General features: G+C 34.6%; 29 protein-coding genes and 3 pseudogenes. All 32 read right to left on the bottom strand.

What is annotated here, in order from left to right:
* Window positions 1-48: 48 nt before the first annotated feature.
* The 32 genes and pseudogenes from FD735_RS05170 to FD735_RS04990 all read right to left on the bottom strand — a co-directional run bounded on the left by FD735_RS05170 (window position 49) and on the right by FD735_RS04990 (window position 25,329).
* Window positions 49-930, bottom strand: coding sequence for a diacylglycerol kinase family protein (locus FD735_RS05170; protein ID WP_125391760.1), 882 nt, complete (start codon window positions 928-930; stop codon window positions 49-51).
* A 113-nt stretch (window positions 931-1,043) separates the two neighbouring features.
* Window positions 1,044-1,143 (bottom strand): annotated as a pseudogene (locus FD735_RS09930) (hydrolase); the annotation flags it as partial.
* 23 nt (window positions 1,144-1,166) lie between these two features.
* The gene (locus FD735_RS05165; RefSeq protein ID WP_049505788.1) at window positions 1,167-1,784 is read right to left on the bottom strand and encodes an SAP domain-containing protein; all 618 of its coding nucleotides are present in this window, start codon (window positions 1,782-1,784) and stop codon (window positions 1,167-1,169) included.
* 267 nt (window positions 1,785-2,051) lie between these two features.
* The gene (locus tag FD735_RS05160; RefSeq protein WP_049518659.1) at window positions 2,052-2,681 is read right to left on the bottom strand and encodes an ABC-2 transporter permease; all 630 of its coding nucleotides are present in this window, start codon (window positions 2,679-2,681) and stop codon (window positions 2,052-2,054) included.
* Complete coding sequence (locus FD735_RS05155; RefSeq protein ID WP_049518657.1) at window positions 2,681-3,529, bottom strand: ABC transporter ATP-binding protein; 849 nt, start codon at window positions 3,527-3,529, stop codon at window positions 2,681-2,683. Before FD735_RS05155 ends, FD735_RS05160 begins: the two co-directional genes overlap by 1 nt.
* The gene (locus FD735_RS05150; protein ID WP_038805294.1) at window positions 3,522-3,902 is read right to left on the bottom strand and encodes a GntR family transcriptional regulator; all 381 of its coding nucleotides are present in this window, start codon (window positions 3,900-3,902) and stop codon (window positions 3,522-3,524) included. Before FD735_RS05150 ends, FD735_RS05155 begins: the two co-directional genes overlap by 8 nt.
* A 208-nt stretch (window positions 3,903-4,110) precedes the next feature.
* Window positions 4,111-4,239 (bottom strand): annotated as a pseudogene (locus tag FD735_RS05145) (ADP-ribosylglycohydrolase family protein); the annotation flags it as partial.
* Between the two features lie 11 nt (window positions 4,240-4,250).
* A complete protein-coding gene (locus FD735_RS05140) occupies window positions 4,251-5,057 on the bottom strand; it encodes an alpha/beta fold hydrolase (RefSeq protein ID WP_125391921.1) in 807 nt (268 codons plus the stop codon).
* A 154-nt stretch (window positions 5,058-5,211) separates the two neighbouring features.
* Window positions 5,212-5,955 carry a CPBP family intramembrane glutamic endopeptidase gene (locus tag FD735_RS05135; RefSeq protein ID WP_038806089.1) on the bottom strand — a complete coding sequence of 248 codons (744 nt, stop codon included), beginning with the start codon at window positions 5,953-5,955 and terminating at the stop codon, window positions 5,212-5,214.
* Between the two features lie 262 nt (window positions 5,956-6,217).
* Window positions 6,218-7,484, bottom strand: a pseudogene (gtfA, locus tag FD735_RS09850) (sucrose phosphorylase).
* 8 nt (window positions 7,485-7,492) lie between these two features.
* Window positions 7,493-7,813, bottom strand: a complete 321-nt coding sequence (locus FD735_RS05125; protein ID WP_049518651.1) for a PTS lactose/cellobiose transporter subunit IIA — start codon at window positions 7,811-7,813, stop codon at window positions 7,493-7,495.
* Between the two features lie 13 nt (window positions 7,814-7,826).
* Window positions 7,827-9,140 carry a PTS sugar transporter subunit IIC gene (locus FD735_RS05120; protein WP_049518650.1) on the bottom strand — a complete coding sequence of 438 codons (1,314 nt, stop codon included), beginning with the start codon at window positions 9,138-9,140 and terminating at the stop codon, window positions 7,827-7,829.
* Between the two features lie 10 nt (window positions 9,141-9,150).
* Complete coding sequence (locus FD735_RS05115; protein WP_001020606.1) at window positions 9,151-9,453, bottom strand: PTS sugar transporter subunit IIB; 303 nt, start codon at window positions 9,451-9,453, stop codon at window positions 9,151-9,153.
* A 12-nt stretch (window positions 9,454-9,465) separates the two neighbouring features.
* On the bottom strand, window positions 9,466-10,896 hold the full coding sequence (locus FD735_RS05110; protein ID WP_125391062.1) for a 6-phospho-beta-glucosidase: 1,431 nt from the start codon (window positions 10,894-10,896) through the stop codon (window positions 9,466-9,468).
* Between the two features lie 148 nt (window positions 10,897-11,044).
* Window positions 11,045-11,797 carry a MurR/RpiR family transcriptional regulator gene (locus tag FD735_RS05105; RefSeq protein WP_049518645.1) on the bottom strand — a complete coding sequence of 251 codons (753 nt, stop codon included), beginning with the start codon at window positions 11,795-11,797 and terminating at the stop codon, window positions 11,045-11,047.
* 8 nt (window positions 11,798-11,805) lie between these two features.
* A complete protein-coding gene (locus FD735_RS05100) occupies window positions 11,806-12,528 on the bottom strand; it encodes a MurR/RpiR family transcriptional regulator (RefSeq protein ID WP_049518643.1) in 723 nt (240 codons plus the stop codon).
* 964 nt (window positions 12,529-13,492) lie between these two features.
* Window positions 13,493-13,879: a hypothetical protein gene (locus FD735_RS05090; RefSeq protein ID WP_139658641.1), complete on the bottom strand. Its 387-nt coding sequence runs from the start codon at window positions 13,877-13,879 to the stop codon at window positions 13,493-13,495.
* 290 nt (window positions 13,880-14,169) lie between these two features.
* Window positions 14,170-14,841, bottom strand: a complete 672-nt coding sequence (locus FD735_RS05080; RefSeq protein ID WP_139658640.1) for a hypothetical protein — start codon at window positions 14,839-14,841, stop codon at window positions 14,170-14,172.
* Entirely contained in the window at window positions 14,834-15,337 is a 504-nt protein-coding gene (locus FD735_RS10000; protein ID WP_304364599.1) for an RHS repeat-associated core domain-containing protein, read from the bottom strand. Before FD735_RS10000 ends, FD735_RS05080 begins: the two co-directional genes overlap by 8 nt.
* Window positions 15,338-15,637: 300 nt before the next feature.
* Window positions 15,638-15,958, bottom strand: a complete 321-nt coding sequence (gene imm45, locus FD735_RS05065; RefSeq protein WP_139659104.1) for an Imm45 family immunity protein — start codon at window positions 15,956-15,958, stop codon at window positions 15,638-15,640.
* Window positions 15,959-16,230: 272 nt separating this feature from the next.
* Entirely contained in the window at window positions 16,231-16,671 is a 441-nt protein-coding gene (locus tag FD735_RS05060) for an SMI1/KNR4 family protein (RefSeq protein ID WP_139658639.1), read from the bottom strand.
* 259 nt (window positions 16,672-16,930) lie between these two features.
* Window positions 16,931-17,566 carry an Imm43 family immunity protein gene (locus FD735_RS05055; protein WP_139658638.1) on the bottom strand — a complete coding sequence of 212 codons (636 nt, stop codon included), beginning with the start codon at window positions 17,564-17,566 and terminating at the stop codon, window positions 16,931-16,933.
* Between the two features lie 215 nt (window positions 17,567-17,781).
* Complete coding sequence (locus tag FD735_RS05045) at window positions 17,782-18,150, bottom strand: hypothetical protein (protein WP_139658637.1); 369 nt, start codon at window positions 18,148-18,150, stop codon at window positions 17,782-17,784.
* A 192-nt stretch (window positions 18,151-18,342) separates the two neighbouring features.
* Window positions 18,343-18,918: a DUF416 family protein gene (locus FD735_RS05035; RefSeq protein ID WP_139658636.1), complete on the bottom strand. Its 576-nt coding sequence runs from the start codon at window positions 18,916-18,918 to the stop codon at window positions 18,343-18,345.
* Window position 18,919: 1 nt separating this feature from the next.
* Window positions 18,920-19,159 (bottom strand): hypothetical protein, encoded by a 240-nt coding sequence (locus FD735_RS05030; RefSeq protein ID WP_139658635.1) that lies wholly within the window; start codon window positions 19,157-19,159, stop codon window positions 18,920-18,922.
* Between the two features lie 437 nt (window positions 19,160-19,596).
* Window positions 19,597-19,776: a hypothetical protein gene (locus tag FD735_RS09925; protein ID WP_255296301.1), complete on the bottom strand. Its 180-nt coding sequence runs from the start codon at window positions 19,774-19,776 to the stop codon at window positions 19,597-19,599.
* Between the two features lie 377 nt (window positions 19,777-20,153).
* Entirely contained in the window at window positions 20,154-20,753 is a 600-nt protein-coding gene (locus FD735_RS05015) for a hypothetical protein (protein WP_139658634.1), read from the bottom strand.
* A gap of 96 nt (window positions 20,754-20,849) precedes the next feature.
* Window positions 20,850-22,136 carry a recombinase family protein gene (locus FD735_RS05010; RefSeq protein WP_255296305.1) on the bottom strand — a complete coding sequence of 429 codons (1,287 nt, stop codon included), beginning with the start codon at window positions 22,134-22,136 and terminating at the stop codon, window positions 20,850-20,852.
* Entirely contained in the window at window positions 22,099-23,340 is a 1,242-nt protein-coding gene (locus FD735_RS05005) for a recombinase family protein (protein ID WP_139658633.1), read from the bottom strand. Before FD735_RS05005 ends, FD735_RS05010 begins: the two co-directional genes overlap by 38 nt.
* Window positions 23,341-23,684: 344 nt before the next feature.
* Window positions 23,685-23,813, bottom strand: coding sequence for a putative holin-like toxin (locus FD735_RS05000; RefSeq protein WP_173276792.1), 129 nt, complete (start codon window positions 23,811-23,813; stop codon window positions 23,685-23,687).
* A 153-nt stretch (window positions 23,814-23,966) separates the two neighbouring features.
* Window positions 23,967-24,911, bottom strand: a complete 945-nt coding sequence (locus FD735_RS04995; RefSeq protein ID WP_139658632.1) for an N-acetylmuramoyl-L-alanine amidase family protein — start codon at window positions 24,909-24,911, stop codon at window positions 23,967-23,969.
* Window positions 24,901-25,329, bottom strand: a complete 429-nt coding sequence (locus FD735_RS04990; protein WP_045616014.1) for a phage holin family protein — start codon at window positions 25,327-25,329, stop codon at window positions 24,901-24,903. Before FD735_RS04990 ends, FD735_RS04995 begins: the two co-directional genes overlap by 11 nt.
* Between the last annotated feature and the right edge of the window lie 12 nt (window positions 25,330-25,341).

Genomic DNA, 25,341 nt, shown 5'->3' with positions numbered 1-25,341 from the left:
TGATATAGAACTTAATTTCGTTGTGAATAATAAACTAATTTTTACTTTCTACTCTTTCGGTTTTGAAAATACTTCTACTCGCTGAGCTAGGACTTTGATTTCAACAGGTAGGTTATCTGATTTATCGCCGTCAACATCTGACTCCAATTCACTATCTGAAGAGATCTTAATATTACGCGCTCTGATATACTCAATATTATCATTACCGACAACATCTCCTTTTAGTAAGTCAGGAATGACGGATAATTTTGAGAATATAGAAGCATCTTTTAGAATCAAAATATTGGCATAGCCATCTTTGTCTTCTTCAAAGATTTTCTTATCAGCGAAGTAATTTGTCAAGAGAACCAAAACATGACTAGCTTCACCAACATAATTTCCATTTTCAGTCTCAACCTTAATGTTAAAGACCTGATCCGTCATCACGGACTTCATGGTATTTACAGCATAGGCTAAAATACCGAATTTTGTCTTGTCCTCGATTTCAACATTGTGAATCGCCTCAGGCAGAGAACCGATACTAAAAATATAACCAAAATAGTTATCATTTGCTTTACCGATATCAATCTTGTTGGTTAAGTTAAAATCGAGTTCATCAATCGCACCATCGATGTCTTGATTGATTTCCAAAAGTTTCGTAATGAGGTTACCCGTCCCACCAGGGATAATCCCTAACTTAGGAATGAAGTCTCTCTCAGCAATACCTGAAATAACTTCATTGACAGTCCCATCTCCACCAAAACACACCACTGCATCATACTGCTCACGAGACGCTTCCTCAGCAAAATGTGTTGCATCCAGTGCTTTTTCGGTAATTTTTGTTTCCACCTGCTCAAAATAATCCTTGGCCTTATTCTCCAGCTTGACCTTATAATCCAAAGCCTTTTCCCCACCAGAGGTAGGGTTGATAATTAACATTACTTTTTTCATTAATAGTACTCCTTAATTTTTAAATAGAAATGTTAGTGTAACTACATCAGTCATTACATATAATGCTATTATATAATGAAAACTCAGAAAAGGGAACTTTGACGTACCGGAGATTAATATAATTTTATTCTATTTTCCCATCACCTTTAAGGATTCATCCAAATCAGAATAAGTTTTATCCTTTATCCAATAAGGAATACCATAAGCTGCCTCTGCCACCAAGTGAGATGGCGTTTCTACTTACAATAGTCTTTTATTTTATCAGCATATTCAGTCAAAAGATTTTTTGAATAAATTTTTTCATTACTTGAATTTCTAACTTCTTTCCAAAGAATAGAAGCTATTTTTAACTTGTTTGAGTAGTTACGACTATTTTCGTCTGCACAGAAATCCTTAAAAAATTGATTCCATTGACACACCGAATGGTCATACTTGGCATAATCTGAATCTCCATAATAAACTTTTAGCATATCTTGGATTGTAAAACTCAAATCATTTTCTCTTTTTGCCTTTCTCCAGGCTGTAGCCATATCAGCAGTAAATTTAAAGGGCGAAACACTTGTTAAAGTTGAAAAATATTCTCTAAAGTGTGCATTAAAGGAGAATCCACATTCAAGTAAAGGCGTATCTAAAGTAACGACTTCTACTTGTTTCTTCTTGCTTTTTATTGATGATTTTTTAATCAAATTCCCCTTAAAGTACTGCTCAATGATATCATTGAGTTCCTGTTTTGTACCTCTATATTCAAGTCCTAATGACTTGCATATCTGTGAAAGTTCATCACGATACCAGTAGTATTTATTAAACTCATCAAAGGATGAGATTTTATCAAACTCAGGTCTGCTCTCTATCAATATAACACCTCCTTAAAGCCAATTTAGGTTGTCATCTCAAAATAATGGAGTTTTAGTTCCTTTATTTTGAGGATTAGCTACGTTTCGCTAACAAACTCACACTCTCAGCGGTTCGGACTTACCGTATCATCCGTGAAAAAATAATCCTCACAAAATACTTCGTTTTGATATTGTTCCATTCGTAAACTGAACCTACAATGTCTCCAATAATTGCCCTAGCATAAGATTTGCCACCTTCTAAGTTTTTATAATCTACTCTCAGCTTCTCTAGTATTCTTTTTTCTCCATAATTAAAATAGATATTTTTATAGCAACTCCTATGGTAATAATACTGACAAAAACCATTCCAATAAAAATCATTAATCTCGAATTCTTTAAGAAAAACTCTACAACATTAGTCAGTAAATCTGATTTTGCTTTAAAAAAACTAGACAGAGCAAATACTGTAAAGTATGTTATAACCATGATTAGCCTACCTTTTTCAGCACCGTACTTAAGGATAAACGGAAGTTGAATAGCTGATATCAAAATACTTGCAACTAATGTAATTAGTGAGATAAATATGATGCTGTCTATTAACATCTCTTTTTTTATTACCAATTGAACAAATAAACAAACTGAACCTACTAATCCAAAAACAAACGCAAAAAACAATTTACTTAATACAAAGCTACTCTTTTTAATCGGCATTGAAAAGGCAAATTGTTCAAATTTCGATTTCGTATCATAACCAAAAGCGACTGCAGTTAAAATTAACGGTATCATTGTACAAATAAGCGGTATCATAAAAATTTCATTTTCATACACACCATACACAATGAGGGCAATACAGAGAGCAATTGTTAATAGTAGTGTTTTCTTTAAAGTAGCTATATCTTTTAATATCAATGCAGTCATTATCTTTTACCTCCTTTCACAAAATATATCATAATATCTTCGATAGACGGCTTTTGTAATCTGATTCCATCTGGAACAAGATTTCTTTTAACAAGCAACTCTTGTCCGAATGAGTGTATCCTTCTTCCAATTATGGCTTCCTCATCAAGATTTTTAACTTCTTCATTAGATAAAGTACAGATACCATAGTTTTCTTTGAGTTCATCCTTTGGTTCAACAAAAAGAACTTTACCATCATTGATAAAAGCAATATAATCCGCCACTTTCTCTAAATCTGATAGGATATGTGACGATATTAAAATTGTATGATTCTCATCTTGAATAAAGTCAAGAAGAAAATCTAAAATTTCCTCCCTTACAATCGGATCCAATCCACTCGTAGCTTCATCCAAAATGAGAATTTCTGCTTTATGAGATAAAGCTACTGCCATCGATAATTTCATTCTCATTCCACGAGAATAACTTTTAATAGCCTGTTTTTCAGATAAATTAAATTTTTTTATTAATTGATAGAAAAATTCTCTGTCCCATTTTGAATATACCCTTGAACAAAATTTTTCCAAATCAACAAGTGTCATTTCTTCCGGCACTAATAAATCATCAAACACTACTCCGATTTTATCTTTCAATTCAAGACTATTAGGATTATCATAATCTAAAATTTTAATTTCTCCTGAATCTTTCTTAAGTAATCCTAACAATAATTTTATGGTTGTACTTTTACCAGCACCGTTTTGGCCAATATATCCGACAATAGAGCCTTTAGGAATAGCAAAATCTATCGGACCTAATGTAAAGTCATCAAACTTTTTAACCAAGTTTTTGATTTCAATAGCAAAATCACTCATATTTTCCCTCCATATAACTACTAAACATCTCTACCAACTCATCATTGGTTACACCTGCAATAGCTGAAAGCTCAAGAATATCTTGCATCTTTGATTCGATTCGTTTCAAATATTCTTCTCGAATAAGCTCTTTATTTTGAGCTGCAACAAAATTACCTTTACCTTGAACTGAATTAATGAAACCATCAAGTTCCAGTTCATCAAAAGCTCTTTTAGCAGTTATCATACTCACTCGAAGTTCTTTAGCTAAGAATCTGATTGATGGCAATTGCTCGCCAACCTTTAATTCTCCCGAAATAATCTGAGCCTTTATTTGATTTTTTATCTGTAAATAAATCGGATTATCACTTGAATTATCAATTTGTATATTCACCCTCCATATCCTCCTAACTATCCAGCTGTTTTACCTGTTTATATTATACCATAACAGTTATATTAGTTCAATATTTAACAATCTGTATGAGCCATATTATCGTTTAAATTGATTACTTTTCAATTTCAATTTTTAATATAACAAAAAGCCTTACAATCAAGGCTTTTCTTAATCACTTTCATTCACAGGTTTATACGTTTTTACCATCAACAGCACAGGCCATGACCGTATCATCCGTGAAAAAACAATCCTCACAAAATAAAGAAAAATCCTTCGTTTTGATATTGTTCCATTCGTAAACTAAACCTACAATATCTCCAATAATTGCTCCTAGCATCCGTTTCCTCCTTATGGCATATCAGATTCGTTACACATTTCTAATGAGTCACTCTTTAAAAATGGCACCACCAAATCAATCCACTCATAAGGTAGGTAAGCTGATAAATAGCCGTGGTTATAGCCCTTTGCTTCATAGAAAATTGTATTTGAATGTAGCTGATGAAATAATTTCGCTGATTCTTTCACACAGTTCAATTCTTTTTCACCATAGATATACAGAACCTGAGCCTTGCTAGCAGAAATCATATCTTTCAGCTTGTAACATCCCATATAGTTTTTGTAAATGGTCACCAATGTTTTGATATGCGTCCTTGGCAGATCCTCCAAATAATAATCTTTTAGTTCCTCTGGATAAGCCAGTTTAGGATAGAGTTTGTTCATCATGCTTAACTGAAGTTTACAAGAGAATTTACTAAACATCAGTTTGCCAAATAGACGTACCAGAAAAATGCTGATTTTAGCTAATCTTGGTTGAGGAATACAGAGGCTTCCATCTATGATGGCCTTCTCAGCAATTTCACTGTCTAAAGACAAAAGCTCCATGGCAATTTGACCACCAAGTGAAACACCACCGATTGCAAACAATTTCCCACCACAGTTTGCTTTGATATAGTCTAGAATCTCCAAAGCAGAATCTTCAGTAGAAACATAATCAAGTTGATATTCCTCGCCGTGGCCATTCAAAGTTGGTAGAATAATACGGTATTCTTTTGACAAGATTCGTGCTTGACGAAGATAATTCCACCAAGAACTGCCACCACCATGTATCAGTATAATAGGAGGCAAATTCTTATCACCAAATTCATGGAATTTCATGTTTAAACTCCTTGCTGTAGGACTTTCACTAGATAAATACTTGTTAAATCAGTTTGAACAATCAGTGATGCCTCATCAAATAGAAAAGTCTCTAACATTGATTATCTAGAATGACCACACGTTACATTCAATAATGGATATCCTGATCTAAATTTTAAAATGTTGTTTCCTTACTAATTCTATTACTCGCCAATATAGTATAAATCAAATAACCAATAAAAATGATAATAAAAATAAGATTAATTTTTAACACAAAATAGAGATTTAACAAATTTGCGAACGCATGAAATAATAGACAGTACCCCACAGATTTCGTTTGACGATAAAGAAGCCCTAAAACAAAACTTAAAAATAATGTATATATAAAAAATAAAATGAAAGGAAATCCTTGATGACTTTCTCCGACTATAAACCATAAAGGCAGATGCCAAATTCCCCAGATTGAACCTACAATCAAATTAGATTGCCAATAAGTATATTTTTTATCAAGTAATGGCTGTAATATTCCTCTCCATCCTAATTCTTCATGTCCACCACCAAAAAAAATTAGTTGTATAAAGAATAATGGCATCAGATAAATGGATACTCCGTTTAATTCTAAGGAAGATACAGAAAATAGTATCAAAATTGCTAACATATGATAAATGAAATAAATACTACTATTTTCTATCTTATTAAATAAAAAATGTTTAAATTTTATATTATTACTTTTTAAATAAAAGCCACTTGCAATAGCTGGTCCAAGTGCACCAACTATATGTAATATTCTTCCTATAAATGTCTCTAATCCCAAAATATAAGATTGAGTAAAGATGGCAAGAATCCCCCAAGCTATATAAGTAATTCCAAATGTACAATAAAGATAATTTTTTAAATTCTTTTTGTCAATTTCTGTCATTTTATCTTCCTTATTTTGATTATTTTATATGTAATATTTGTTACTGCTTCTTAGTTGCTCTCGATTTATAACTACCTATATTCTATCATAAAAATAGGAGCAGTTTAATTGACTGTTCCTGTTTTTTATTACGAATATTCTCGAACAATTATCGTCACAACAGGATATAATTCATAGTTTACGTTTAAGTACTATTTTGTTACTAACTAGCTAACAAAAAGAGTGAGGAAATCAAACGTTTCCACCACTCGTTTGTATTCTATTATAGATAAATCGATGTTCTTTCACTATCTATTTTCTCTGTAATTTCAAATGATTTATCTTTCAGATTAGCTCTTCATTCTGCCACTGTATTGGCATCGGTATTGGTCTAGCTGATGTGGATAGTATTAGCGTCTTCCATGTCAACAGCAAACTCTCCATCAAATGCTGCGCTGGTATTACGGAATTTGAGCAGATTGAACAAGGACTGCACAACTGGGCGTTGAACTTCTCGCTCAATTTCTTCCAAATCGTAATAGTGACGGTTGATGTTGCAGCCTTCTTTGGTTGATTCGAGCAATTCGATATCATTTTCTCCTGACAACAAGCCAACGTAGTAAATCTGCGGAATACCTGGTGCAAAACATTGAAGCACACGTGCCAAGAGATAGGCTTGGTCATCATTTCCTAAAGATGAATAGTAGGTACAATTTTTCTTATAAATATCCAAATTATTGTAGGCCTCTGAGCTGTAAATCTTTTTGACATTTGCTCCTTGGGCATAGAGGGCTTCTCTTGTCGCCTCTGTTTCAACATCTGTTAGCAAGTCCTTGACATCGACCACTCCGATACTATCGTGCGTGTCTAAGGTTGTAAATTGCTTGCGAGGCAGATTTCCATCCAGTGAACAAGACGTTTGACATTACCTGAATAAAGAGCATGAAAAACCAGCATCGGAAGGGCAAAGTCATAGACATAGTAGTCTTGCTCAGCGATTTTTTGCTGAATGGTGTAATGTTCATGAATTTCTGGAAGAATTTTCACTCCTTTTGGTGCCAATAGCTGACACGGAAAATGAAGCATTTCCCAAATATCTGGCTCAACAAAGAAACAGTTGGTGCCGATTTTCTTATTGGCGTAGACAAAGGCGTCCAAGCGAATAATGGAAGCTCCGTGGTCCGCCAGCTGTTCCAGATTTTCCTGAATAAAGCGACGAGTTGTTTCTCTTGTCACATCGAGGTCGATCTGTTGCTCATCAAAGGTACACCAAACTTTTTCCTCACTACCATCAGCAAACTTGGCAATGCTATAGGGAGCACGTGGCTTCCGTTTGTAAATCAGGTCTACATCTTCCTGAGTCGGCCCACTGTTTGGCCAAAAGTTTTTGTAGTGGATAAACAAATCCGGATAGGCAGACTCATCTTTCTTTTCTAGGAAATCAAGGGAAAAGGCGACTTGGCTGAGATTAAGACCTACTTCAAGTCTTTCAGATTTTTTCCAGGACTGTCTGAATAGGTAATTAACATTGCTTGATTTTTTACTTTCATAACTTGCTCTATTTACCTTCCTCAAAGCGTTTATAGACTGCTATAAATTCCTCAGCAATCGTTCGAAAACCTTCTGCACTCATTAACTGATCCTCAGCATGCATCAGAAGTAGACCTGTTTCGCTTAATTCCCCATTCATTTCTTTTGTCAAAAGTGAGTGGTGAGCATTGTGTCCCTGTACAAATGCTTCTTCGCCTTGTTTAATTCTATCTTTAGCCTGCTCGAATTCACCCTGCTTAGCCAATTGAATAGCATTGATGTACATAGATTTTGCTGTTCCTACATAGGTGATAATTTGAAAACACACTTCGAGTACTTTTTCGTCCATTTTAATACCTCTCTTACCAATCTTCATCTTCTAAATCGCTTGTTTCTTGTATTACAGCTTGTAAAGCTTGTTTATCCATCTGTTTAATAAACGGATAATAAACAAAGAAAGACATAACCAAAATAAGTGTTTGCAACAAGGCTGTTTTCCAACCACCGATGATAAATCCTGAAATAATTGGAGGACAAGTCCACGGAACTTGAACGGCACCATACATAGGTGTCAGTCCAAAATAAATCGCTGAATACTGGATGATACAAGATAAAATAGGCGTTAATATAAAGGGAGTTGCTAAAACTGGATTCATTACAATCGGCAAACCAAAGAGCACCGGCTCATTGATATTAAAGATGGCTGGAACCATTTCAAGACGTCCAAGAATTTTTAGTTGTTTTGATTTTGCAAATGCAACCATGTAAACTACCAAACCAATCGTAATCCCGGCACCTGTAACATTGATAAATTGATCAAAAAATTGAATCGTCACAATATGACCGCCATTGGCTAGATTTAATTCTAGGCCCTTATCTAAAATGGCTTGGTTTTCCAAAGCATTCGCCTGTAGCAAGCCACTCATGATGCCACCAACTACAGTTGAGCCGTGCACCCCAAACATCCATAAGAATGGTACAAGGAAACACATAAGCACCGCACCAAACAATGAGTCAGTCAAGCCTTGCATTGGTGTTTGAATAAGATTATAAATCACTTCAATCGTTGTGACCTTAAACAATTGTTCAACAAGTCCGACAAAGATCGTTGCCGCTGTGATAATAACAGTAGCAGGAATCAAGGCTGAAAATGCGTTGGCTACACCAGTTGGTACGCCATCTGGCATTTTGATTTTGATATTTTTCTTCAAAAACCAAGAATAGCTTGCTCCTACTATCAAACCAACGATAATGGCACCAATCATCCCTTTCCCGGAAGTCCAATCCTTCAGAATAATGTTACCAACTACATCCCCATTTTTAGAAATCAAACTGGAGGGCTGGATTAGCAAGAAAACTGCTAGGGCAATGACACCTGCCCCAAGCGGCTCCTGTTTTTCTAGCTTAGCATAGGTATACGCAATCCCAATGACTGTTACAATCGCACTGATATTAAAGGTTGCACCAATTGCTTGATTGAGAACAGGGGTAATACCACTAGTTTCTAACATCGTTGCTAGAGCTGGAACTGGAAGATTGGCCAAGATAAGAAAGATGGAGCCAACAATCAACAATGGCATAGAGAAAACAATACCATCTTTTATCGCTGTTACACCTTTGGTATTGACAAAGGCCATCATCCTATCAACAAACTTTTTAATCAGTTTATCCTTCATCATCGTCTCCTTATTTTTTCATCATGTAAGCTTGTTTAAGAACTGCCATACCGTTTGCAGTACCATAATCAGCCATTGCAATCACTTCTACAGGAACATTGTGAGAAGCACAAATTTCTTTTGCTTTTTCAAGTTGGAAACCAACCTGTGGGCCTAATAGAGCCACATCAATATCTCCAACTCTTTGTTCCAATTCACTGATGGAATAAGCTGCAATTGTTGCATCTTTCCCTTTTTTCTGAGCCGCTTCTTTCATACGCTCAACCAAAATACTTGTTGACATACCTGCTGCACAAAACAATCCAATATTCATTTTAATTACTCCTTATAATTCGTTTCCATTTGATGCAATCACTTTTTGATACCATGTAAAGGAATCTTTCTTCATTCGTTGCAAAGTTCCTTCGCCATTATTATTCTTATCGACATAGATAAAGCCATAACGCTTCTCCATTTCACCTGTACCAGCACTAACAATATCGATACAGCCCCAAGGGGTATAACCAATGACATTTACGCCATCTTCTTCAATCGCTAACATCATTTGTTCAATGTGTTGTTTGAGGTAATCAATGCGGTAAGAATCATGGATTCCATCAGGCTCTACCTTATCATAAGCACCGAATCCATTTTCAACTATAAAAAGCGGACAGTGATAGCGATCGTATAAAAGATTTAAGCTATAGCGTAATCCCTCAGGGTCTATCTGCCAACCCCAATCGCTTGATTCAATATAGGGGTTTTTCTTAGTGTAAACATCTTTGAAAAGTTCTTCTGTTTCCTCAGATGCTGTAGCAGTCACTGTATCACTCATATAGTAACTCAAGCCAATATTATCTACACAACCTTCTTTTAGAGTTTCTAGATCTTCTGGTATAATATCCAGTTTGATATTATTTTTTCGACAAAAGGCCTCAATATAGTAAGGACGCTCTCCAAAAACATGAAGATCTCCATAGTGAAATAAACGATGCTCCATTGCCTTCTGGCTAGCAAGTATATCTTTTGTATCACATGTATTCGGGTAAAATGGTACCATTGCCAGCATACAACCAATTTTGAAATTTTTATTGATTTTCCGACCCAATTGTACAACTTTTGCAGAAGCCACTGACTGATAATGGATAACCTGCTGTAGTACCTCAACTGGATTTTCATCTTCTTGATAAATGACACCAGAATTAGTCCATGAGCACCAAGGAACATTAATTGCACCTTGATTATTGATCTCGTTAAAGGTCATCCAATACTTAACTTTGTCCTTATATCGTTCCATGACGACTTTCGCAAAACGAACAAAGAAATCAATCAACTTGCGATTACGCCAAGCACCATACTTAGTAACTAGATGATAGGGCATTTCAAAGTGACTGAGTGTGATGACCGGTTCAATTTGATGAGCTAGAAGCTGATCAAATAAATCATCATAAAATTTCAACCCTTCTTCGTTAGGTTCTTCTTCATCTCCATTTGGGAAGATACGAGTCCAGGCAATCGAAGTTCGAAAACACTTAAATCCCATCTCAGCGAATAATTGTATATCGTCCTTATAGGTTCTGTAAAAATCTATTGCATCATGATTCGGATAATATTCGTCAGGTAAGACGCCATCAGTAATCTGTCGAGAGTGGCTAGCACTTCCAACTGTCATCACATCGGCTATCGAAATGCCTTTTCCACCTTTATCATATCCTCCTTCAATTTGGTGAGCAGCAACTGCCCCACCCCATAAAAAGCCTTCTGGTATTTTTGCCATTTTACCAATCCTTTCTGTATTTTGTACTAGCGCTATGAACAAGTCTATTTTATAACATACTGTACCTGCTGACAATAGATATTGAGATAGAAAATAAATGTACAGTCGAACAATATTTGTTACATAAAAAAAACAAGAGTTTTCACTCCTATTTTTTTAAATAAACTTGGTAACGTAAGGATTCTAAAAAATAGACAACTGGAATCTGAGTGGTCAAATTAGTGGAACGTAGCGAGGAATCTGCATAGGCAACTGGCATAAAGTAGGATAAATTTATATCCGATAGCTGTGATAAAGTGGAAATATCTGTATTTGTCAGACTAACAATCTTAGCATTTCTTTCTTTGAATCCCTGTACCAGAGTTAGAACTTCTTCTGTCTCACCGCTGACACTTAGAGCAATAACCAAAACATCCTCCAAATTAGAATGATGCAATTTCAGAGAATAAAATGGGTTAGTGATAGCAAAGCTAAAAATACCGATTCCAGAAAAAAGATATGAGCCATATTCTGCCAAACTTAGACTAGTACCCACCCCTAAAAAGATAACTTGTTTGGCTTGAACGATCAAGTCTGCTATCTCTGATAGTTGTTTTTTTAAAGCTTCATCTTGAACACTAGTCTGTAAAAATTGTATTGCTGGAATATCAATAGGAAAGTAGTGACGATGTTTATTTTCCTTATCTTCTGACCTTGACAAGACATACTTTAAATCATTGTAGCTATCAAATCCCATCTTTTTCGCAAAACGAATGATGGTTGTTGTCGATAGATTTATAGATGTCGATAGCTCTCTGATAGTCATCGTAGCAACTTTATCTCTATGTTGCAATATAAAATTATACACGCTTAATTCACTATTATTTAGCCCTTTTACTTTATGATAATCAAATAAATTCATAGACACCCTTATGCTTTTGTAGTATATAGTTGTTTCATTAACATTTCAATAATGAAAATAACAGGTACCTGCGTCGTAATATTAAACCCATTTAAAAATAATTGAGGAACATGATAGGTTATGGAGCAATCAGATAGCCTTGACAATGTTGATTCCAATGTATTTGTGATGGCAATAACTGGACAACCTTTTTCCTTTAATTTTTGTACAATTTTCAATGTTTGAGAAGTCTCACCAGATTCGGATAAGGCAATGACACAAGTTTTTTCCATACTGTTTTGTAGCACTGGTTGCCAAGGATCTTCAATACACATACTAAATTTGCCAATATTTGAAAAATAGCGCGCTCCATATCGACCTAAAGTTCCAGAGGAACCAATTCCGACAAAAACAATCTGTTCAACGTTCTTTAAGATTGCCACAGCCTCCATAATCAGCTGCAAAAAAGTATCTTGCTCAGTATAATCAATGAATAACTTCAAAGAATGATTGTCTTGATTGTTTAAAATAATTTGCTCATTTTTTAAATATTCTTTATAAGCAATCTTAAAATGGCTATATCCATCAAATCCTAGATGCTTGCAAAATCGTTGTACGGTTCCAACTGATACATGTGCAAGTTGGGCCAATTCCTTGATTGTCATAGAGGATATATTTTCATTTTCTAAAATAGTTGTATAAATAGCATTTTCTAAGTCGTTAAAACTTGCTACAACCTCATAACTAAACATATAATTCCTTTTTCTATCTCTATTGATTTGCTTACAATGTAACAAAAAACTAATAACCAAAGTGTTCTACACTAAAATAATGGAGAGCATAATGGCTATAAAACCAAGTCAGCATTAAAATCCATTAGAAAACCAGACGAATCAGATTTGTCTAACGAGACATGGTTAAGAGAAAATACTTTAAAACAGTATTGCCTTATGTCCTAGATTATATCATATTTTTGAGCATACTTTGAGTATTGTTAGTTTATTGACTTAAAAGAAACATAACAAGAGCTTATCTCTATTAAATTGTCTCAATTTCAATCGCCCATTCTGGAGATATGTAAGGTGGGGACGTTTCTATTCCCACAAACTCCTTGTCAATGGAAAGAAACACATACCCACAGGGTAAATGTAAATAGAAACTGATAATTTCTAGCTATCACTTCTATTCATTCCAAAAATTTTCTCACTATAATACTCCCCCACGCCAATACAAAAAGCCTTGAAACCAAGGCTTTTCATTATTGCGATTTATCAAAATGTTCTAGGCTTTTACAAGCAAAGCTACACACTCGACATGTGGTGCTAGTATACTCCTATATTATAGAACGAAAGGGATAGAATCAACATTTAAATAACACTTTAGAACGAAAGAATATACTGTCTTGTACCAAATTTCTATTTTAAAAAAGGTAAAATAATTTATTACTAAATTAGTTAATAATTTACTCCAATAACACTACACTCTGTAAAACTAAAAACACAAAGTCACCAATAGTACCTTTTCTCACTTAGATATTGTTCTTTTTGTTCTCTAGAATTGTCATGATTTCTGATTCCTAACAATTTGTCTGTTGAAGAAACTATTGGGTCTATCCAGTCAGCTTTGGATCTAATCCAATCAATTTCATCCTTACTAAGTCTTCCCATTTAGGTACGTCGGGATTGGAGATTTCGTTCGGGCTACTGCTTGCTAATTTTAGTTCGATTCCTGATATTTTGTTATATCAGAAATAGTGATATCTTCATTATTAAACATATCATCCCAAATTTGCTTATAAAGTTCTTTTGCGGTCATTTGTTGAGGTATTTCAAAGGCTGTGTCGGTACTAGGAAATTGATCATATAGTCGTTCTTCTGTCCAGAAATTTAATCCAAATCTCAAACTTTCTTTAATTCTAAATTGGGTTGATATTGTAAAATTTTGATACTCGGGGTACAGATATTCTTTGACTAATCTCTTTACGCTATCTCGATTAACCAAATTCAGACCTGATAAGTCTTCAAGTTTGCTATCTATACCTTCGTGTAATAGTCCAAGAAAAAGTCTGATATATTCAGGACTGACTTTATACTTTTTATTCATTTAAATTTCCCCCGAATTGAAACTAATTGACCAACTTTATTGAATATGGCTTGTACTTGAGATGTTTGGATTAATAATCCTCTCTTCCTGTCTGGGCATACACCTGTTCGAGCACGGTATCTCTGCTGTGCTCTTGTTGTACCCGCATCAGGCTCATAGTACCTGAAGAAGTTGTAATGCAGCCCAGTTTCACGGTCGCAATACTGGTTTTGCAGGTGGAAGGACTAAAGGTTTTGTGCAGGCTACGGCTTGCTACACACGCCACGTCAAAATTGGAAGTTTCACGCAGGCTAAAACCTGTTAGTTGCGAGGACAGCACCATTCGAGATATCAACTTCCCAAGTATCTGAAATCAACCCTTTGTAATTAGACTCAACAATAAAATGTTCGTCGTCTATCCAATGAAAATTCAAGCTATACCATATATCGATATAATATGGTTGTTCTGTCAGTAATGTACCCTGCTTAACTATTTCCCCTTTTTTATCAGATATTATCCAAGTAATTTTAAAGTAGTGTTGATCGCAATATGCCCATAAAGACAAATATTGTTTTCTGTTCGGACTTAGCTTGCGCTTTTTGATTTGTCTTTTAAAGGTTAGATCGGAAGTTAAGCAACTTTGGTAAGCTTCTTCCAATGGTTCCGTATCCCAATTGTAATCAGCAGCAATATCTAGCATTCCCTGATGAATAACTTGTAATACCATGAACTTTCTATCTTCCTCAGTTAAAGAAAGATATTTTTTAAAATCAAAAAATTGGTACGACATAGCAAAACCCAGTATTTTCGCTTTGGTTGGAAATTGTCGGTCCTCACACAAGAAAATATTACATTTAAAAACTTTTTTTGAATCAAATTTTGGTAGAGATACCAAATATAGCTCTGATATAGCAAACATTCCTTTGCTAATGTTTTTATATTTTGTGTAATCTTTGAGCGGTAAGCGAATTTCTTTAATCATCGTTTTTTCCTTCGTTACATAGGAGATTTAGTAAGGATTCCAAATACAATTCTGATATAGAAAACATCCTCGGCGAATTATTTTCCATTTTAAAGTAATCTGCATTTGTTCTAGTTGCTCCGCTGATACCATATTCCATTATTTGCCCCGTTCTTTTATCGAAAATTTTATATCCGTGCAGAGACTTTTTTGAACTTTTACAGTTTCCATGACAAGCGCCTGCCTTTACCTGTGCTTTAGCCTGACTTTTCTCTTTTGAAGTATCACCACTTAGACTTAAAACTGCTCCAATGCCAATTGCTGTTAGTGCAGCTTGCCCTAAAGCAGTTAAAACAGCATCTATTTCTGGTAAGAAAACTAATGCCATAGCTATAAAACTAGAGGGATCAGTCCATCCTGGCGCATTAGGTGCAAACCGATAAAGGTTACTACCACCCCACAACCCAATCGGATCCTGATTCACAAACCTACCGGCCTCAGGTTCATAATAGCGCATCAAGTTGTAATGCAGTCCGGTCTCTTCATCGAAGTATTGGTTCTGCAGTCTGAACGCCTAGTGCGTGTCCTTATAAACCCGATCGTCCCGGCACCAAGCGGTGTATTCGCGGTACCACAATAGATTGCCTTGGAGGTCGGTCATCTCTTTTGGAATACCGTTTGGTAGCAGTGGAAGTAGTCGGTTTGTCGGCAGTTTCACCGTATTCGTTGATGTGGTTTCGAAAGCCGAAGCCGCTTATATTCGTACCATACATTCCCTGCGTCAGGACTAAAGGTTTTGTGTAGGCTGCGGCTTACTTTAATCAATATCAGGAATTGGGTAGTTTTGAATTACATAGACATCATCAATGTTACAAGTCTCATATATCCATTTATTCCAGTTATTTATTACCCATTGTCTATCTATTCCTGCAAAGTGATTTGATTCAGCTTCCTTTGGAAATTTAATTAAAATCAATCCCGCTTTGTGACCAGTAGATACAACAAGGCCAAATTTTCTATCACTATCTGGAAATTCAACTAACATCAGATCAACATATTTTTCATGTGGATATGAGCCTGGAAATCTAAAAACAGTACCATGCGCCAAATCACCATGATAATTCAATAATTTCTGCATCATTTACTCCTTATATCGTGTCCACCACTAGAATTTTGTTTACCTTTTTCATTTAAACACTTATCAACTTCACCCTTGTGTTTATCTTTCTTATTTAGTTTTACCTTCCATATTGTGTAGCTGTGCCAGGGGTTCGTAACTGTCGGGAGCGGTATAGATATAAGTATACCTGCCGTCCCAAACGACCTTCATGTAGACTAGTGATGAGATTGTTAAAGAACAAACATTTTAGATGACCTTATGGGATTATAAAACCTTGATACAAGTTACGTTTACTCAAAATCTATAATTTTTCCATATTCAAGAATTTCATCAAAAGTATCTGCTACTTTTCCAATACTTCCATCATCTAGCCAATATTCCCATATTGATAGATGATCATCTAAATCGAAATATAAGCGTCCTCCATCTGAAGAAGTTCCAAACATAAAACCTTTCTTTACGCGTTCAGAGTCTACAAATTCTGTGGAGTCATGCCTTTGTACAATATTTTCTGCCTTTTGTTTTTTCTTGTTGGTTTCAACTAAATATTCCATATAATTCCATCTTGGAAAAGAATTCAACTCGTCAAACAATAAATTATTATTAAATAAATCAATTTCATAATCTTTAAATTCTATTTCCATAAACGACTTGAATTTATCAAGGGTATTTTTATATGACTGAGGAAATAAGATGTTTAAATTTCTTTCTATGCTTGATAATTCTTTCATGATTAGTCCTTTCAATATGAGTTTTTTTTTTTACAACTTCCAATATAATCCCGTGCATGTTTTTCCAATAGGCCTCACGAAATTTATCGTGCGCATCAGTTTGTGCTTTATCTCTATGAAAACTTTCTGTAATAAAGAGTTGTGTACCTGTGCTAAGGGTTCGTAGCTGTCGTTTTGCCCTCTCCCCAGCCCTCTCCCACGAGAGAGGGAGTAGATGTTGGGATGGAAAAAAGTTCATCCAACACTTCTTTGATTTATATTAATCCCAATAAAAGTCTGAATTATTTAATTCCTTCCACTCTTCCAAAGAATAAAGAAAAGGCAAAGAAAAGTTTTCCAATATTTTTTCTTTTAAATTTTCTGACACCATAAATGCTCCTGAATAATTATAATTGGAAGACAATAAAATATCCTTATCTGAATTAGTATATGCCTCCAGTGAATAATCATCTTCATCTAATGCTAAATCTGGGTAAACAATTTCATCCTGAATTTCCCAATCAACTATTCTTACCAAATAATAGATTTCATTCGTCAATAACTCACCTTTTGTATTGACAATAATTGCTTTACTCATTCCAAAATCATGATCAAACCCATATTTTTTTATAAATTCCAAAAAACGTGCTGACATGATAAAGAAATCATTATATGGAAGAAAATCAAAAGTAACACCTCTTGCTTTCTTTAAGCAGACATAAACCTTTTCAGGCATTGGAGGAATTTCTTGTCCCTTTACGAACCAACTCCATGGAAAGTCAAAATCAGGATGCGTTTTCTTAGGGTTAAACTTCTCTGATATACCCACAGCCCCACTACTTACTCGTGGCAACCCCATTTTTTCTGCTTTATCCATGCTTTGTAGGGCATATCCCCATACTAGTAATTTTTTCATAATATCCTCCTAATCTAATCGTTTGGGTGAGTTGGTAGATGAACATCCTCCAACAGATATGGACTGACTCAAACGTTTTTTAAATCTTTCTTGTAAATCTCGTACACGCTGTCGCACTTGTGCCTGTAATCGACCATGATGTGGTTGCGGTAGGCGAAACCGTGTGCGTATAATTCTGCGCACACCTAACATTAGAATTGAAGGTTTCTGCGGGGCTACGGCTTGCTTACCTCAATGTTATTTTTATAAATTTTTATTAGATTTCCCCTCTCATCATATTCATAAGCAAAATCCATTACTTTATTATCATTAATAAATTTCTCAAATTTAATTAATTTTCCATCTTTATAAAACCCAGTATAATAAGATATAGTCTCTTTGCTTTTTCGGATATTGTTTACCTTATCTAAATTGATTTCATCATACAATTTTGCAGGATGGTTATACTTAGGAAAAGTCATTCCTAAATAGTATCTAACAGTCAAATCATTATATTGAGTATTTTTTGTAAGTGGTTGTGACATTTTTAAAGCTCCTGTCAAAAGCAAAATAGTTCCAATCAATCCAATCAGTAACTTTTTCATTTTACTTTCTCCAATTTTAAACCTAACTTTTTTATAAAGCCCTCTTGGGATGTGCGTTCTTATAAACCCACTCATCTTTTTTCAGACGACCCCAAGAGGTGTATTCGCCGTACCACAACAGATTGCCGTAGATGTCCGTCATCTCATGCGTACTGCACACATCCTACTTCGAAATTGAAGGCTTCATGCGAGCTATGTCTTGTTATTCACTCTAGTTAATTGATTATATTTACGTAATTTGGCTATATCTTCCCCTGTTTTTATCATTTCAATACAATTAAATTGTATTTTGTAGTCTTCTTCATAATGTATATCAAGCCGTTCATAATCTGTTTCGTAATACATAACATCAATTGTTTCAATTACCTTATCGCTACAATTCGTAATAAAAATTAGTTCATTTTTATTTATAAACTCGTATAGATATGATAATCCAATCATAGAATTTTGTGTAAAGATAGCTACGTTACCTGGGAACTCCTCTGTATCGGGGATGATTGTATTTAATGTATTCAGAGTTTTTTCAATTTCATCAGAAGAAATATCTTTATTTATATTAACATATAAAAAGATACTATCTAGCCAATCAGTACATAAAGAAAGATATGGCTCCTTAGTTATTCTTTTAATATGATTCTCTTCTAAAAAATTATCAAAACCTGCTATGAGATGTAAAATTCTATCTATGCAACATGCTCCAAAAAGTAATCTTTGTGTATTTGTTAAATTTGCCAATTCCTTTTTTATCTTTTCTTCATATTTTTCCATATTAGCACTTTCCTATGTTACGTCTTTTTCTACTTTTCTTACCAGAACGAGGAGTTTTACTTTTAACACCTTTTTCATTTATCAAATTTTTACAATCAAGATATACAGGACGTGAGGCCTCAATCTCTGTAATTCCTTTACCTGACTTGATTAAAGATTCTTCTTCGTGAGCATCTTTCATATTTATAACAGTAATATCTTTAGACTCAGCCCAAGTTCTTTGAACCTCTTCTGAATGCACTATAAATTGTAATTCGGCGCAAAAGCATACTAATTCTCCCCACCCAACAACCCAATCGGATCCTAATTCACAAACCGACCCGCATCAGGCTCGTAACAATAATCTGCTCAAACTTATTAATTAACTGATATTTATTAGTATTTTTAATTCTTCTGGTATTGTGGCACCATTTCTATGTGCCTTTTTAGCCCAAAATATGGCTTTTTCTTTATTGTCTTGTGTGAAAAATAAATCAGCTAAATTGGATTGGGCAATTGGATGTCCATTTTTTGCTGCGATCTCTAGCCATTTTATATTCCAAATCTTGGTCTAAAGATACAAACATATGGTATTGATATAATTTGAATGCTGAGTTTTTATCTCCATTAGTGGCGTTCTTTTCGAGAATTTGAATTTCTTCATCTGAAATCCAATAAGTATTACCTGTTGATATAAAGTTAGTCATTTGGAGCAGCCATTACAAACACTCCAGCTACCATACCACCTCCAACAACACTGCCAATAGTTGCAAGACCAGAAGTAATACCAACAGCTGATAACCCTACAGTACCTAAACCATAAAGAGCTGCAAATGAACCTATGCCACCAATACCTGCTCCCAATGCTCCAGCTAACACTTCTGGGATTGGACTCTCTCTTATTGTACGTGTTTTATCATTAAGAGCTGCCGCAGCCTCTCATTAATTACGTTTACAACTTGTTGTAGTGATTCTACACTTTGAAATACTAATTCTTTACTCATAAAAAATCCTCTTTATTTTATTATTTTAATTATACCATGTATAAATTGAAAAATTGCAACATAAAAGTTACAGTCTAACAATATTTATCCAAAAACAGTGTAATGAATTATACCCTATCTTTTATCATTCACGAGCAATACTCACACATCAACGTGTGCTTACATCTAGCTTTTCCTTCTATAAATTTACTAAAGTTAAATTTGGGGTATTAGAGGAATAGAAATATTCTCTTTCTAATCCTATTGAAATCCCTATTCTGTTCGAGTTTCAGCTAAATATATTCCCCATTCAGCTAATTCTGTAGGCAAATCATAAACAGTTTTTCCATTACTTTCATAGATTTCAGAGATTCCTGGTGAGGTCTTAGAAAAAGTTTTCCAAGCTGTCACTAGTTCTTCTACAAATTGAATATTATGAGGTTCAAAAAAGTCATTAAATTTCGATAGTTCTTTACTATAAATTGTCACAACATTATAGCTATCAAGCATGATTTCATCGTGACTTTTATGTCCACCAAATCCAAACTTACTTAATCCATCATTTACAAGTAAATCACCGTATCTAATCAACAGTGCTAGACATTCTTCTCTTGAACAACCATCAATATAATAAACATCCTTATGGGATTCCTTAATAATATTCTTTGCTATCACTTTTTCTCTATCAATACTGACAGGCAATTCCAAAATAAAAAACAAGGGCTCGTCATGATTCGCAATAAAGTGTTGAAAAACCTCTAATATTTTTTCTGCGTGTACATTCGCTATCAAAAGATGTTCATTTAACTTTGTAAATGATTCAAACAGGTTTTCTACCAAGCTAACTTGGTGACCTTTTACTAAATTCAACATTCTGTGTCCTCCAGAGAATTTAAACAATACCCACATTTATAATCTCATTATACCATTAAACCCCTAAAAAAACTGCAACTTCCCAGTCACAGTCTCTTATAAATCTACCCCAGTTCCTTCAAGGAAAGTTACTACAATTTTTCCATCTTCTGAAATATTTATGTGGTCGAGAACTTGATTCATGATAGCTCCATCAAATTTATCTAAATCTAGAATCTGATACATCTGCTTTGCATAGTGCTTATGGAGAAGATTTGCCCCTTGCTCTAGCTTTTGCCACTTATCTACCACATCGGATCTATGCTTTTGAAGTAGTCCAACTGCTTTCATAAAAGCTTTTTCAAGCATTTCTTCATCGATATGGTTGTTCTGACAACCAATATGTCCCTTGACCTTGTACCGGTTATTACATTGCCATACCTTCCGTTTACCACGACTTGTAGTCCAATTTTTTCTACCAAATGCTGAACCACACTCTGCGCAAAATACTTTTGTTGTAAAGGGATTGTTTTCTTTCTGCATGATATAAAATTGGAGATTATGTTGTTCTCTAAACTTCTTTCTTCTTGCTATTTCTAACTGAACAATCTCCCACTTTTCTCTATCTAAGATTGGTTCATGATTGTTCTCGATATAGTATTGATTAACTTGTCCATCATTATCAATTCTTTTCTTCGTCAGGAAATCAACGGTATAGGTTTTCTGAAGCAAAGCATCACCCTTGTATTTTTCATTTTGAAGCATTTTCCATATAGCACTTGGGCACCACTTTGCTTTACCTGTGCAACCTGGTATTTCCTGTTCTCTTAACTCTTTGGAAATAAATTCTGGACTGTATCCTTCTAGAAATCTATCAAATATATACCTTACGACATTAGCTTGTTCATGGTTTATAATGAGATTTCCTTTTTCATCTTTGTCATATCCCATAAAATTTGTAGTGTTTACTTGAACTACACCACGCTCAAATTTCTTACGAATTCCCCAAGTTGAGTTTTCTGAAATGGATCTCGATTCATCCTGTGCGAGTGACGATAGAATGGTAAGTAGTACTTCTCCTTTTGAATCTAGACTATCAATATTCTCTTTTTCAAACGTTACTCCAATGCCTAGTTCTTTCAGTTCTCTTACATATTTGATGCAGTCCAATGTATTTCTCGCAAATCTACTAATAGATTTAACTAAAATTCTATCCACCTTACCACCTCTACAATCTTGTATTAGGCGGTTAAAAGCATCACGTTTTTTTGTATTAGTTGCGGAGATCCCTTCATCCGCATAGATGTCTACTAACTCATAATCTTCATGTTTTAAGATGTATTCACGGTAATAATTAACCTGATTCTCATAACTTGATAGCTGTTCGTCTTGGTCTGTAGACACTCGACAATAAGCGGCTACTCTGATTTTTTTCCGAGTTTGAGATATGACCGTTTGCTGAGGTTTTTTGGCCGGTATAACCGTAATGTTTTTCTCCATCTTCTATCCTTTCTAACACAATTACTGGTAAACTTAGTTTCCAATCTTCAATATCCATTTCAGGGACTCTCATACCTTTACATGAATTTTTTCCTTCTTTGATATATTTGGAACAACACCAAACAATCTTTTTCTTATAAGATACCTGTCTTTTTAATGTTGAACCACAATATTGGCATTTTAACATTCTGGAAAATTTATAGGTTTTATTTGTACCTTGGATCCGAGAACGGCTTTTCATTTTTACCTGAACCTTCTCCCATATTTCCTTAGAAACAATTCCTTCATGATTATCTTCGATATAGTATTGTTCAACCTGTCCTTGATTTAATTTCTTTGGACCGTTTACACCGTCATGAAAGTATTTTTGAAGTAGTAAAGAGCCTTTGTATTTTTCGTTTTTTAAGATATTACGAATTGTGCTGTCATACCATTTCTTTCCTGTTACAGTTGGAACCTTGACCTCGTTAAGTTTTTTAGCAATCCTATGTGTACCCATTCCTTCTAAATAACTATAAAAGATGGTTCTTACTATTTGGGCTTCTGCTTTGTTTATAACAAGTTCACCTTTTTCGTTTAAATCATACCCTAAAAACCGTTTAGCATTAATGAGTAATTCTCCCTTCTGGAACTTTCTACGAAAACTCCATCGTTGGTTTCCGCTCATGCTTTGTAACTCTTCCTCAGCCAAACTTGCTAACACAGTCAAGACAACTTCACCTTCATTGGATAAAGTGTGGATATTCTGCTCTTCAAAAAAGATATCAATACCAAGAGTTTTTAATTCTCGACTGATTTCAAGAACATTGATGAGATCTCTTGCAAACCTTGATATTGACTTAGTATGGATAACGTCAATTTGTCCTTTTCTACAAGCATCTAGCATAGTTTGAAAATTAGGTCTATCATACTTTGAACCTGAAATCCCTTTGTCACAAAAAACACCCAAAAACTCAACATCATCACGTTCAGCATACAACTTTTCAAAAGAGACTTTTTGATTCTCTAGCGAATCAAGTTGACTTCCGTTGGTTGTAGAAACTCGAACATATGCACAAATTCTCTTTTTTCTTTTGTTATTCTTTGCTTCAATTTTTCTTATATTCATTTTTCCTCCTACAAGAAGTTTTTACACACTATATATCCCTCTAAACGCTTTATTAGTCAAGTAATCAGCAACCCTGTACTTTAACAAAATGTCTTTATTGTCCTCTTACCTAAATAGGTACTTTCAAGATAGATTTTTCCGGTTTTAAGAAAAAATCAAAAAGAAAAAGCCTGATGTACTTCACCAGGCTTAGATTTTTTATTTGAAATTTAATCGCAATATGTTATAATAAACATAGAAAAAGGAGCTGAGCTACCAACTCAACTCCAACGTAGAACCGTTAAAAAGACGGTAGCTCGTATAACAGATTTAATCCGTCCTACTCGCTCAAAAGTGGGGACGGATTATTTTTTGTCCTTGTCTTTGAAGATTTTATAGCACAAGCCAATCAAAGTAATGGCAAAACTACCAAAACCAAGTATTGTCTGTACAACTTCAAATGCGGTCAAAAGAGTGCCCCTCCTTTCCGTCAGATTTTGATGAACTGCCCATAGGCATCACCTCTCTTTCGGTATAAGGAGCCACCGTCTTCACTTATCTACAATAGATATTATACCACATGAACCACCAACTTCGGTGGTTTATTTTGTTTAAAGATTTATTTTAAGAGTAGTATCTACAAACTCTTAGTTAGTAGTAATCAAACCATCAGGTTCAATCGTAAATTCTGGTTTTACTGATAACGAACCATCAGACTTGAGATAGTACCATCCGTTTCCTGATTTAATAAATTGCTTAGATTTCATATCCCCATCTTTTTCATCCAAGTAATACCAAGTTTCACGATATTTTACCCAACCTTTAGCCATTCTACCATCCGACTTAAAATAGTACCAACGATGATCGATATGCATCCAACCAGTAACCATGGCACCACGCTTATCTAAATAAAACCAATCCTTGCCATCATTGAACCATTTATTGATGAAACAGTAGCCTCTATTATCAAAGTAGAACCATTCTCCTTTGATATTTTTCCATTGAGATTTTGGATAAGAGCCATCTGCTTCTTCCCACCACCAACCAACTTCGTTTCGTTTCCAGTTTCCTTCAGTTAGACCAGATTCAATATCTTTCTTAAACTGTTCTCTACTGATGCCCCATTTTGCAAGGTATGGATAGGGATCTACATGATCACTTCCATTATTTGGTTGATTGTAAGTACAAAATTGATGAGTTTTAATCCCAGCAAGACTACTAGAATCTAGAGTTTTAGGGATTCCAGCCTCGTCAGCTAACTCACGTAATAGATTGACATAAAGTCGATAATCTCTCATGAATTCTTCTTTAGATTCATGACTTTCTATTAGTTCAACTTGAGCGTAACCTTCAACATTCCATCCGCCACCAACATCATAAGCGCCTCGGTCTACTAACCAAGTTTGCATGATACGACCATTCCCTACCACATGGGAGAAAAATCCTGACTCAACTGGACGACGCAAATGGTAATCCGCTTCATTTTGTGCTGTTGAGTTAGGATTACCTGTAGAGTGAGCATGAACTTGTCGATAGGGTTGCTCACCGATTTGAGGAAGATTTGTTCGTAATCTACTTTTATCAACTTCCATGATTATCCTCCTTATCATCGTTAGACTTTCCTTCAGTTAGATGTTCAAAAGCTTTTAAAATTGGTTTAAAAAGTAGAATATTCCCTTTTACTTTTTGATAGTTCTCAATTAGTGATTGGAAAGTAAAAACTAGGTATCCGATATAAATCGAATACAGAAACATAAATCCAGTTTTTTCAGGCAACAAAACAGACATCGGAATCAATAACAGTAACATAAAAATCCCTAAGACTTTTCGAATTAATCCATTGATTCCAATTCTACTTTTATACTCAACATCAGGATTTACAATTGCAGCAAATGTGCCTGATGCAAAGTCTACAATTTCCATGATGACAATTAACGCTAACGCATACAAAATAAGCCCATCTTCTGTTTCGATGAGCTTTCTTAAAAAATTAAACAATTCAATATCCATTTTTAATACTCC

This window comes from Streptococcus sp. 1643, assembly GCF_006228325.1.
Classification (GTDB): domain Bacteria; phylum Bacillota; class Bacilli; order Lactobacillales; family Streptococcaceae; genus Streptococcus.
This window is presented reverse-complemented; position numbering and strand designations above follow the sequence as displayed.